The sequence below is a fragment of the Corynebacterium sp. genome, assembly GCF_043426755.1.
In the GTDB taxonomy this organism is placed as follows: domain Bacteria; phylum Actinomycetota; class Actinomycetes; order Mycobacteriales; family Mycobacteriaceae; genus Corynebacterium.
The window spans coordinates 26,265-37,337 of the sequence record NZ_JBHWRP010000026.1 but is presented as its reverse complement, the minus strand read 5'-3'; the positions used below and the strand labels follow the sequence as shown (position 1 = coordinate 37,337).

Annotated in this window: 8 protein-coding genes; 3 read left to right on the top strand and 5 right to left on the bottom strand. The window is 61.3% G+C overall.

Going from position 1 to position 11,073, the window contains the following annotated elements:
- Positions 1-14: 14 nt before the first annotated feature.
- Positions 15-869 carry a hypothetical protein gene (locus tag ACHFGA_RS02530; protein ID WP_394280873.1) on the bottom strand — a complete coding sequence of 285 codons (855 nt, stop codon included), beginning with the start codon at positions 867-869 and terminating at the stop codon, positions 15-17.
- Positions 870-1,097: 228 nt separating this feature from the next.
- On the opposite strand from ACHFGA_RS02530, the gene ACHFGA_RS02525 reads away from it, so the two are divergent.
- The gene (locus tag ACHFGA_RS02525) at positions 1,098-1,640 is read left to right on the top strand and encodes a phosphoribosyltransferase (RefSeq protein WP_394280872.1); all 543 of its coding nucleotides are present in this window, start codon (positions 1,098-1,100) and stop codon (positions 1,638-1,640) included.
- A 9-nt stretch (positions 1,641-1,649) separates the two neighbouring features.
- On the opposite strand, the gene ACHFGA_RS02520 is transcribed toward ACHFGA_RS02525, so the two are convergent.
- Positions 1,650-2,624: a hypothetical protein gene (locus ACHFGA_RS02520; RefSeq protein ID WP_394280871.1), complete on the bottom strand. Its 975-nt coding sequence runs from the start codon at positions 2,622-2,624 to the stop codon at positions 1,650-1,652.
- Between the two features lie 188 nt (positions 2,625-2,812).
- On the opposite strand from ACHFGA_RS02520, the gene ACHFGA_RS02515 reads away from it, so the two are divergent.
- On the top strand, positions 2,813-4,891 hold the full coding sequence (locus ACHFGA_RS02515; protein WP_394280870.1) for a DEAD/DEAH box helicase: 2,079 nt from the start codon (positions 2,813-2,815) through the stop codon (positions 4,889-4,891).
- Positions 4,892-5,008: 117 nt separating this feature from the next.
- Here the strand turns inward: ACHFGA_RS02515 and ACHFGA_RS02510 are convergent, their stop codons facing one another.
- From ACHFGA_RS02510 to putP, 3 genes are read right to left on the bottom strand one after another with little or no spacing between them, the layout of a single operon-like run.
- Positions 5,009-5,485, bottom strand: a complete 477-nt coding sequence (locus ACHFGA_RS02510; RefSeq protein WP_394280869.1) for a DUF2269 domain-containing protein — start codon at positions 5,483-5,485, stop codon at positions 5,009-5,011.
- A 42-nt stretch (positions 5,486-5,527) separates the two neighbouring features.
- Complete coding sequence (locus ACHFGA_RS02505; protein WP_394280868.1) at positions 5,528-6,205, bottom strand: HNH endonuclease family protein; 678 nt, start codon at positions 6,203-6,205, stop codon at positions 5,528-5,530.
- 6 nt (positions 6,206-6,211) lie between these two features.
- Positions 6,212-7,810, bottom strand: coding sequence for a sodium/proline symporter PutP (gene putP, locus ACHFGA_RS02500; RefSeq protein ID WP_394280867.1), 1,599 nt, complete (start codon positions 7,808-7,810; stop codon positions 6,212-6,214).
- 146 nt (positions 7,811-7,956) lie between these two features.
- On the opposite strand from putP, the gene ACHFGA_RS02495 reads away from it, so the two are divergent.
- Positions 7,957-11,073: a DEAD/DEAH box helicase gene (locus ACHFGA_RS02495; RefSeq protein WP_394280866.1), complete on the top strand. Its 3,117-nt coding sequence runs from the start codon at positions 7,957-7,959 to the stop codon at positions 11,071-11,073.

Below are 11,073 nucleotides of genomic sequence, written 5' to 3'. Positions count from 1 at the left end.
CTAACTAAGCGCCCTTAGGGCCACTTCATGGAGACTGCAGCGGCAGCTCCATCGTCGGGGTGCCTGCAGGTAGGGAAGCGGTCTTCGGGCCTGACCTCTTCGGCGGGGAAGGCGTAGTCGCGGGAGCACTCCCAGCCGTCGGGGCTTGTCCACTCACCCTCGCCGCGGTGATCGTGGATGTATGCGGTCACAGCATCCCGGGCGGCGGGGCAGAGGGTTTCGTCGTTAAGCGCGGTGATGTTCAACCTGATGTCCTCGCCAACGGTCACCTGGCCACAGACCTCGCCCATGTGCGCTGAACCATCGCTGATCGGCGGCTCGGGGAGGGAGTAGGGGGACTCGCCGAGGACAGGCTGCCCGTCGACGAGTGCGAACCAGTGCGGGCCGCGGTCGACGCGGATGGTGCCATTGTCGTTGTGGGCGAGAATCGTTCCGCCGATATCGACGATCTCGCCGCGGTGCAGCTCTTCGGCCTGTTCGAAGGGGGCGGGGTCGCCGTCGGGGACGGGGTAGAAGCCAACTACGGGATCATGTATCGACGTCGCCGAAGGGAAATTGAAGGCCTCAGGATCGTCGACGCGGCAGAACATGGAATCCGCGACAAGATCGACAGTGCAGGCGCCGTATCCTGGCACCTTGACTGCGTAAATGTCCTTGGCAAGGGCGAAGCGTTCGATATCGGGATCCTCTGCGGCTTCGGGCTCCGTCGTTTCTTCCTCGGTCTCGTCCTGGCCTTCCGCGTCCTCAGCGACGGTGGTGAAGACTTCCGACGAGGGCTCAGCCTCTGGGTCCTGCGTGGCAGAACACCCAACCAGGGCAACTGGTGTGAGAAGCGATAAAACTGCCAGAACGCGCAGATTCGATGTCATGATTCCCTATGTTAATAAAACATTCGGGCGAGTATGGGGGATTGCGGTGAACTCTCTGATGATTGGCTGGGCGATCGTCGAAAAGCCTGCAGGCCTGCAGTGCAGGCGTCCTGCGGTTTTGCGGAAAGGCCTGGTAGGTTACGAAAGTCCGGGCGGAACCATTTAAGCTGTCTAACAACACATATCTTTTGAGGTCCAAGATGGGCGAAGGGAGCTTCGGTGGTGAGCATGAACCAACCAGAGTGGGTCGATCCGGAACGTGAAAACCTCACGTGGGAGACGTTCGGCGAGGCAAGCCGTGAACTTACACAGCAGATTGTGGACTCCGGCTGGGTGCCTGACCTGATCATCGCCGTGGCGCGCGGTGGACTCATCGCCGCTGGTGCGCTGGGCTACGCGATGGGCATTAAGCCGTTGGGCTCGATCAACGTGGAGTTTTACACGGACATCGGCCAGACCCTGCCGGAGCCGATGCTGCTGCCACCGTACTTGGACTCATCCAACCTAGCTGGCAAGCGCGTGCTGGTCGTTGACGACGTGGCGGACTCCGGTGAGACGCTGAATCTGGTCTGCCGCATCCTGGAGCATGAGGACCTGAACCCGAACAGCCCCAAGGTGCCCATTGAGGTGCGCTCTGCGGTGATCTACACCAAGCCGTCGACGACGTTCCAGCCCGATTACTCGTGGAAGGAAACCGACAAGTGGATTAACTTCTGCTGGTCGGTGCAGCCCGTGATCACCGCAGATGGCAGCTTTAAGGAAGGGTCCTAAAGCCGAGCTCTACAGATTGGCGTACTCCCAATCAGTTGGGACTGCCATCACGCTGCCGTAGCTGCCGTCGGTCGCGCGAAAGGAGTCACATCCGGGAGAATACTTATATCCAACCGCTTCTTCTCGGGGGAAGAGGTAGCTTCTCCCACAATGCCAACTGTTCGGCGCCAGCCAGTGGCCACCGGACCCCTGCGGTGGAGTGCCGCTTGGGGAATCACTCATGTAGTCGGACATGACCTCCATTGCCACCGTGCAGTCTGTGGCTTCTTCCGCGACCACGCGCAGTGTAGAGCCGTCGCCCTTGGATTTTACTTCTCCGCAGACTTCGCCTGCCTGCGCTTCGCCGCTGACGAACTCGGAATCGTCTTCGACAAACGGAGCTTGCGACTTTTCAAACTGACCGTCGTTCATGGTGAACCAGTGCACGCCCATGGATACCTTGAACGTGCCATCGGGGAGATGCGCGAGCTCGATGCCTTCAATCTCCGTGCTTTCCCCAGGCTCCAGATAGGTCGAGGCCCCGTGCCCCTGAGAACCAGGAGCCCAGTCAGCGTAGACCCCTACCACTGGGTCAATTGAGGCAATATTTGGCTCCTCGGCAAGGGGATCTATACCTGTTACGGCCGATAGTGCCGGGGGCTTAGGGTCGGCGAACGGCAGGTTGCAGCTGAACAACTCATCCCCTTCGGTAGTTTTGATGAGGCACTGGCCGTTGTCGTGGGTGGAGACCAACCACGTGTTCTCGGCGGTTTGGAATTGGTCCGGGTTCACCGAGATTTGTTCTTGGTCCCTCTCGCGTTCCGACGATTCCTCTGCGGTGTCGTCGGTAGCTTCAGAGTCGTCCGTGGAATCTTCTGTACCGGTAGAGGACGACGACATGGTCGGCTCCGGTAGTGCTTGACTGTCTGTCTGGTTGCCGTTGCCGTCGCAGCCGGTGAGGACCAGTGCGGAAGCGGCAACAAGGGTGATTAGTTGTCGTTTCATGCGTTGTACTCTAACGCCTAGTGCTTTGAGTCGTCAGCATTTTGGGGAATGCTCCCCACAATGGGCGGGCATGGTGCCTGAGCTGCTCGAAAACTACCCCCATTGATCGCACGAATTGGTGGTCGGGTGGGCGTGTCGGCATAAAGCGAATGGTGAAAAGTGGATCAGTGGCGTACTGTTCGTAGGCGATGAGCAATTCCGAAAACGTCACCGGCGACGTACATGAGCCGGACAATGTTAATGAGTCGGAAACTCAGAATAACCCGCAGGATGTCGTGGCAGAGCAGGATACTGTGCAGGCCACTAACGAAGACACCAGGGATGCGGCGGACTCTGAGGATACCGGCGCCGAAACCGCAGAAGCGGATACGGCCAATGAAGAAGTAAACGAAGAACCTGCAGAGCACGCCGACAACGGCTTTGACAACCTCGGCCTGCCCGAGAAAGTCCTGAATGCCGTCAAGCGCGTGGGCTTTGAAAAGCCTTCCGCCATTCAGGCTGAGACGATTCCACTGCTGATGGAAGGCCGAGACGTTGTCGGTCTCGCGCAAACTGGTACGGGTAAGACCGCAGCCTTTGCGCTTCCAGTTCTCAGCCAAATCGACCCGAATGAGCGCTACCCGCAGGCCTTGGTGCTGGCGCCCACACGTGAGCTAGCGCTCCAGGTGGCAGACAGCTTCCAGTCCTTCGCGGACCACCTGGGCAAGATCCAGGTACTGCCGATTTACGGCGGTCAGGCCTACGGCGTCCAGCTGGCAGGCCTGCGCCGTGGTGCGCAGATTATCGTCGGCACGCCAGGCCGTGTCATCGACCATTTGGAGAAGGGCACGCTGGATATTTCCAACTTGCGCTTCTTGGTGCTCGATGAGGCCGACGAGATGTTGAACATGGGCTTCCAGGAAGACGTGGAACGCATCCTGGAAGACACCCCGAATGAGAAGCAGGTCGCACTGTTTTCGGCAACCATGCCGAACGGGATCCGCAAGATTTCCAAGCAGTACTTGGACAATCCAGCAGAGGTCACCGTTAAGAGCGAGACCCGCACCAACACCAACATCCGCCAGCGCTACCTGTTCACGGCGCACCGCAACAAGCTGGACGCGATCACCCGCATCCTTGAGGTGACCGAGTTCGACGCCATGATCGTGTTCGTGCGCACCAAGCACGAAACCGAGGAACTGGCAGAGAAGTTGCGTGCGCGTGGGTTCTCGGCGGCTGCAATCAACGGCGATATCGCCCAGCAGCAGCGTGAGCGCACCGTGGACCAGCTGCGTGACGGCCGCCTAGACATTCTGGTGGCTACGGATGTGGCTGCTCGTGGTCTGGACGTGGAGCGCATCTCCCACGTGTTCAACTACGATATTCCGAATGACACCGAAAGCTACGTCCACCGCATTGGCCGAACCGGCCGTGCCGGACGTTCCGGTGAGGCGATCCTGTTCGTCACTCCGCGCGAGCGTCGCATGCTGCGCTCCATTGAGCGCGTGACCAACGCGAAGATCGAAGAGATGGAACTGCCGACGGTTGATGAGGTCAACGAGTCGCGCAAGGCGAAGTTCGCTGACTCCATCACCGAATCTTTGGAATCCAAGGAGATGGACATCTTCCGCAAGCTGGTCAAGGACTACTCCGAGGCCAACGACGTGCCAATGGAGGACGTAGCCGCAGCCCTGGCAACCCAGGCGCAGGCCGGCGAAGAGTTCTTCATGAAGGAGCCACCGAAGCAGAAGCGGGATCGCCGCGACCGCGACAAGTGGGACCGTGATGATCGCCGTGACCGCGGCGGACGCGACCGCTTTGACCGTGGAGATCGCGGCGACCGGGGCCGTGGACGCGACCGCTTCGAGCGAGACGGCGACTTCGAAACCTACCGCCTTGCGGTGGGCAAGCGCCAGCACGTGCGCCCTGGCGCCATCGTCGGTGCGATCGCCAACGAGGGCGGATTGAGCTCCAAAGACTTCGGACGCATCACTATCGCGGTGGACCACACCCTGGTAGAGCTGCCGAAGAACCTGGACCCGTCCGTCCTGGACCGCTTGGAAGACACCCGCATCTCCGGCCAGCTGATCCACATTGAGAAGGACGCTGGCGGCGGCGCCGGCCACTTCCGCGGTGGCGGCGGTGGCCGTGGTCGTGGCGGCCGCGGTGGTGGTTACCGTGGTGGCCGTGACCGTGATGATCGCGGTGGCCGCGGAGGTTACCGTGGTGGCCGCGACCGTGACGATCGTGGTGGCCGCGGCGGCCGTGGTGGCCGTTGGCGCGACTAAGACCGCACGCTTAACACGCACTTCAAAAAAGTAAAAGGTCCGCATCCCGTAGCAGGACGCGGACCTTTTCTTTCCCCTCAAAGAGGCGCTGCGCCAGGGGAGAAGCGGCTAGTTGGCTTAGACGTACATCAGGATCAGAAGAATGATCCACAGCAGGTTAAAGATGCCGCCGCCGATGGTGGCCTTCTTCTTTGCACCATCCCAGTCGGCAACGTGGTCATGCTCTGGATCCGCATCGGATGCCGGCAGCAGGTTGAGGCTGCCCATCATCTTCTTCTGCTGCGGGATCACCAGGGCGATCAGGACCGCCCACGCCACGATGGCCACGATCAGCGAGGTGTGGAACTGCCACATGGACTTGTACTCGGACCAGCCCGCGAACAGAACCGCAGCACCCAGCAGCGGAACCAGCGCGGAGAGCATACCGTAGGTGGAGCTGACACGGTGCAGTAGCTGCGCGCGTCCGGCAGCGCGTTCATCGCCGGCACGGGCTGCGTCAGCCTGGCGTGGGAAAGCGGAGACACCCACCATCACGGGTGCCAGCAGCAGGATCGCCGCGGCCACGTGAAAGAAGATGAGAAGGGAATTCAGCATGTATGCCTCACAGTCTCTAACAGAATCGGGAAATGTTCGTGTTTACCTTACGATGAACCACGCACCGATAGTCAAACGGCATTGCCTGCGCAGGACTTTCTTGTCCCCCTCTGGCAGCGCCAAAGAGTATCGATAGGCGACGCTGGCCATCTTAATGGCATAGTCGCACCGCGCAGCACGAGCAGGCGGCAGCCACTCGCTAGGAAGCTTGTCCGACTTCTCCTGGTTTGCCTCCCGGGACGTCACCACCAAATTCGCCGGGTCATTCGCGAAAGCCTCCCGCGTCGCATCGTCCCAGCTATGTGCCCCCAGGTCCCACGCCGCAGCCAGCGGCACCAGGTGATCAATTTCCACGTCCGTGCGCACGAGCTCGCTGCCCGTGTACGGGTCCGTGATCACAACAGCAGGATCAAGGGTGCTTAACGACGATGGGCAGGACCGTTGGGCGGGTACGGCAGGGGGATCGTCGTCAAGCGAAAAATGCTCAACCAGAAGCTGCTCGCGTACGGTGCAGCCGGAGGAAAGGGTGGCCCAGCCGGGGCCGAAAGCCTCGCGCCTATATCCGGGGATCCGCTCGCGGTGTGCGGAAGAAGGTGTGTGGTCCAAAAATGCAGAAAGCTCACGCGCGCCCGTGTCGATCCCGGGTGGAGCCGGAAACGGGACGGTGGCAAGCGTGAGCAGAGTCAGGACAAGAAGGTAGACGCGGGTAAAAGTGCGCATACCCCCTTAGACTGCGGTGGACCCCTCAGCGGTTCCCTCGCGCGGGGAAGTGTGAATCTGTTCACGGGCCTGCGCAAAGGTGGTATTCGGGTGCTGGGAGGAATAGCGAGTGACGGCGATAGCCTCGTCGAACTCGGCCTCAGCCTCAGGGTGTGGCTTTGTGGCCAGGGAGACCAGCACCATCACGATGGCCGCGGAGAGGAAGCCTGGGACGATCTCATACAGCGCGGCCCAATCGGCATCGATATTGCCCCACACGAAGGAGACGACGGCACCGGTGGCCATGCCCGCGATCGCACCGGGCGCGGTCAGACGCTTCCAGTACAGCGCGGCCAGGATGATCGGGCCGAACGCGGAGCCGAAACCGGCCCACGCGAAGCCCACCAGGTTCAAAATCGAATCGGAGGGGTTGATCGCCAGCAGCATCGCGACGATCGCCACCGCCAGCACCATCAGGCGCGAGCCCAACAGTAGGCCCGTGGTGGACGCCTGCTTCTTGCCGAATACGCGGTAGACGTCTTCCACCAGTGCGGAGGCGGTGACCAGCAGCTGAGAGCTCATCGTGGACATGATGGCGGCGAGCACGGCTGTCAAGATGATGCCGGCGATCAGCGGGTGGAACATGATCCGGGTCAGGTCGAGGAAGATCGTCTCATAGCTGGTGGTGTCGGTGACCGTGGCGTTCTTTTCCTCGAAGTACTGCGTGGAGATGATCGCCGTTGCGATGCCGCCGAGGAAGCACAGCGTCACCCAGAACACACCGTAGTTGCCGGCCTGGCGTGCCTGTGAAGGGGAGCGCAGCGCCATGAACCGGGAAATGATGTGCGGCTGGCCGAAGTAGCCCAGACCCCATGCCAGGTTGCCGATGATCGTCACGGCCGAGACCCCGGCGATCAGGTTGAAGTAAGTCTCATTGGGTTCGGAGTGCGGGCCGTAGGCATTGTTCGTCGCAAAGCTAAACAGCGTGCTGGGATCATCCAGGGAGAAAAACGCCATGATCGGAACGATGAGCAGGGCCGAAAACATCAGTAGGCCCTGCACCACGTCGGTGTAGCTCACCGCAAGGAAGCCACCGATGAAGGTGTACAGCACCGTAATGCCACCGACGATCAGCATGCCCGTGAGGTAGTCACCCTGGAAGGTGGACTCGAAGTAGCGGCCACCGGCCACCATGCCGGAGGATACGTAGAAAGTGAAGAAGAAGATAATGATGGCGGCAGCCAGAATGCGCAGCACGCGCGAAGAATCATGCACGCGGTTTTCGAAGAAGCTGGGCATGGTGATCGAGTTGTCGGCGACCTCCGAGTAGGAGCGCATGCGCGGGGCAACATAGCGCCAGTTCGCCCACGTGCCGATCAGCAAGCCGATCGCAATCCACAGTTCACTCATGCCCGAGACGTAGAGCGCGCCCGGCAGGCCCATGAGCAACCAGCCCGACATATCGGAAGCACCAGCCGACAAGCCTGCCACGAAGGGGTGGAGGCCGCGGTCGCCTAGCACGTAGTCGTCATACTTCTTGGTTTGGCGGTAGGAATACCACCCAATACCGATCATCACAGCGAAGTAAATGACGATCGCAATGATCATCCACGTGTTATCGCTCATCCGTGTTCTTCTTTCAATCTAACGCGTTGTGGTCTGCGCGGGTACAATGGTTGGTTCGACAATAGCGCACGTGGTGTGACGAGCTATGACCCCCGTCGCCTATTAGCAGGATCACACGTTTAATAAGGAAGTTGAGTAGGACGAGTATGGCTGACTACCTGGTGCACGGACTCTGGCTTGCAGATTCCGGCCTCAACCTTTGGGTTGAACAGGTACACGGTCACCGCATCATCCTGCCCTCCCAGGTCCCCTCAGGCACGTTCCCACCGGTCATCGAAGCAATGCTTAACGACGATCAGTTTCGCCGCCGTGTCAGCGCCACCCTCCAAACGCCGAAGGGCCGCCAGGTGAACCTGCGCATTCCTGCCGCGGCGTTCGCCCCGAATGAAGCCATCTCCTTCCTGGAGCAGATCTCGTTCCTCGACCAGGACTCCCCGGCGGCGACTCGCACCCAACGCGAATCGGTAGCACCGGACCTCTACTGGATCCTGCGGATGTATAAAGGCCTGACCGAATTTATCCGCGCCGGGCGGGTGAGCATCCGCGTGCAGTACATCGACAACCAGTGGTTCCCGGAATGGCAGCTGGGTACCGGGCTGGAGGAGCGCGGCTGGTTAGCCGACATGATCGCTGCGGCCCCCGGTGTGATCGTGGTCAATAACGTCAACCTGTCCGAATCCATCGCCCAAACCTTCGTCCACTGGATCACGTCCGCGCGCCTGAGCCACGTGCTCGAAGAAGAGCGGCCCTACCCGCTGCATGACTTCGTCGACTCGCTCCTGCGCTCCCAGCCCCTGCGCCGCGGTGGCCCCCAGCTGTTGAAGCACATCACCGCGTGGAACGGCTCCATCACAGCGGTCAACGTGCAGATGGTATTCATCGTCGAACAGCCCGACGCAGACGCAACTTTCTCCTCCGATGGAAGCGGGGACCGGTGGCCCGTCCGCATCCAGGTCCGCAGCGGGACGGACGCACCACGGCCCATCCGCCTGGCCGAACTGGACCCCACCAGCACCGAAAAACTTAAGGGCTCGCTGCGCCGCGCCATGGCGATCACCCCACGCGTGGATGCGACCCTGCACCCACCGGTGGGCGCACAAGGCGACCCGAATAACGTCGGTGACTGGGACACCTACCTAACCACCGACCAGATCGTCGAGTTCGTCCAACACGACGCCGCCGCACTGCGCGCCGCAGGCTTCGCCGTCATGCTCCCACGGGCCTGGTCCACCGCCGAGACAACGGCGAAACTCCACGTGGCGCGCGCCCACGACCCAGCCGACGACGCGACGGTCACCCGCCTCGGTTTCGACCAGCTGCTCACCTACGATTGGCGGCTTTCCGTCGGCGATGTGGACCTGACCGACGAGGAAATGGCAGAGCTGGTCAACTCTAAAACCGGCCTGATCAAACTGCGCGGCGAGTGGGTCTTGGCCGACACCTCGTCGTTAAGCAAAATCTCCGACTACATGGAGCAGCTGGCCGCGCAATCCCGCGCCGGGCTGAAGCGCCGTATGGAGCAGGCGGCGATGCGCGCCGAGATCGCGAAGTCCAACGGGGCCGAGGACGCCGAAGAGCTGGCCGCCGAAGCCGAACGGCTGCGCGAGGAATATAACGCCGCCGCGAGTGGCGAGGGCGACTTAGAGGACGGCGAGAGCGGCATGGTCTCCGCCGCCGAGCTGCGCGAACTCGCCCTGGAATCCATGGCCAGCGAACCGATCGAATTTGAGGGCTCGCCCTGGTTTACCTCGCTGATCGGGGGACAGGACCGACCCGCACCGCTGCGACTCGACATCCCCGACACCGTCACCGCCGAGCTGCGGGAGTACCAGCGACGCGGCGTGGACTGGCTCTATTTCATGTCGCGCAACAACCTAGGCGCTGTGCTTGCCGACGATATGGGCCTGGGCAAAACCCTGCAGCTGCTCACCATGCTGGCGGTGGAACACGAGCGCGGGGACGTGGCCGGGCCAACGCTGGTTGTCGCACCCACGTCCGTGGTGGGTAACTGGGCCAATGAGGCTGCGCGTTTCGTGCCGGGGCTGAAGGTTGCCGTGCACCATGGATCCGATCGCCTGCATGGGGCGGAGCTCTTCGAAGCCATGGAGACCCTGGATGTGTTGATTACCTCCTACGGTGTGGTGGGGCGAGACTTTTCAGAGCTCAGCCAGTTCGACTGGGACCACGTGGTGCTCGATGAGGCACAGGCGATCAAGAACTCGTCGACACGCGCATCCAAATCCGTCCGCGCCATCCCGGCGCGCCATCGCATCGCGCTGACGGGTACGCCGATTGAGAACCGGCTCAGTGAGATGCGCTCCATTCTGGACTTCGTCAACCCCGGCATGTTGGGTTCGGCCACGTTCTTCCGTAATCACTTTGCGAAGGCGATTGAGGGGTCGCGCGATGAGGATTTGGCGGCGGAGATGGGGGAGCGGCTGCGCCGATTGACCGCCCCGTTTATTCTGCGCCGGTTGAAGACTGACCCGTCGATTATTGATGATCTGCCGGAGAAGGCGGAGGAGATCGTCGTCGTCGATATGACTACTGAGCAGGCCGCCATGTATAAAGCGCTGACGGACTCGATGCAGCGGGCCTTAAGCGAGCGCAGCGGGATGGCGCGCAAGGGGCTGGTGCTGGCGACGATCACGCGCATCAAGCAGATCTGTAATCACCCGGCGCACTATCTTGGCGATGGCTCACCCGTCACCCTTAACGGCGCGCACCGCTCTGGCAAGGTGGAAAAGCTGATGGAGTTGCTGCGCAAGGCCGTCGAAGAGGATCGGCGCGTGCTCATCTTTACCCAGTACAAGGCCTTCGGCGATATTCTGCAGCCGTATATCTCCTCGCGTCTGGGTGAAGACATTCCCTTCTTACACGGCGGGGTGAGCAAGAATAAGCGCGACAACATGGTCGCCCACTTCCAGTCCGAGGACGGGCCGCGTGCCATGCTGCTGTCCTTGAAGGCTGGCGGTACCGGTTTGAACCTGACGGCCGCCTCGATGGTGGTACACATGGACCGCTGGTGGAACCCGGCGGTGGAAAACCAGGCCACGGACCGCGCTTACCGCATCGGGCAGGACAAGAACGTCGACGTGTACAAGATGATCACTCGCGGCACCATGGAAGAGTCCATCCAAGACGTGCTTGACGGCAAGATGCAGTTAGCCGGTACCGTCGTCGGCGAGGGCGAAGGCTGGATTACCGAACTGGAGCCCGACGACTTGCAGCGGCTCATGGCCTACCGGGCAGAAAAGGAGTAA

Bases quoted from the DNA above. Each gene is read 5' to 3' on its own strand.
- ACHFGA_RS02530 (WP_394280873.1), bottom strand. From the start codon at position 869: ATGACATCGAATCTGCGCGTTCTGGCAGTTTTATCGCTTCTCACACCA.
- ACHFGA_RS02525 (WP_394280872.1), top strand. From the start codon at position 1,098: ATGAACCAACCAGAGTGGGTCGATCCGGAACGTGAAAACCTCACGTGG.
- ACHFGA_RS02520 (WP_394280871.1), bottom strand. From the start codon at position 2,624: ATGAAACGACAACTAATCACCCTTGTTGCCGCTTCCGCACTGGTCCTC.
- ACHFGA_RS02515 (WP_394280870.1), top strand. From the start codon at position 2,813: ATGAGCAATTCCGAAAACGTCACCGGCGACGTACATGAGCCGGACAAT.
- ACHFGA_RS02510 (WP_394280869.1), bottom strand. From the start codon at position 5,485: ATGCTGAATTCCCTTCTCATCTTCTTTCACGTGGCCGCGGCGATCCTG.
- ACHFGA_RS02505 (WP_394280868.1), bottom strand. From the start codon at position 6,205: ATGCGCACTTTTACCCGCGTCTACCTTCTTGTCCTGACTCTGCTCACG.
- putP (WP_394280867.1), bottom strand. From the start codon at position 7,810: ATGAGCGATAACACGTGGATGATCATTGCGATCGTCATTTACTTCGCT.
- ACHFGA_RS02495 (WP_394280866.1), top strand. From the start codon at position 7,957: ATGGCTGACTACCTGGTGCACGGACTCTGGCTTGCAGATTCCGGCCTC.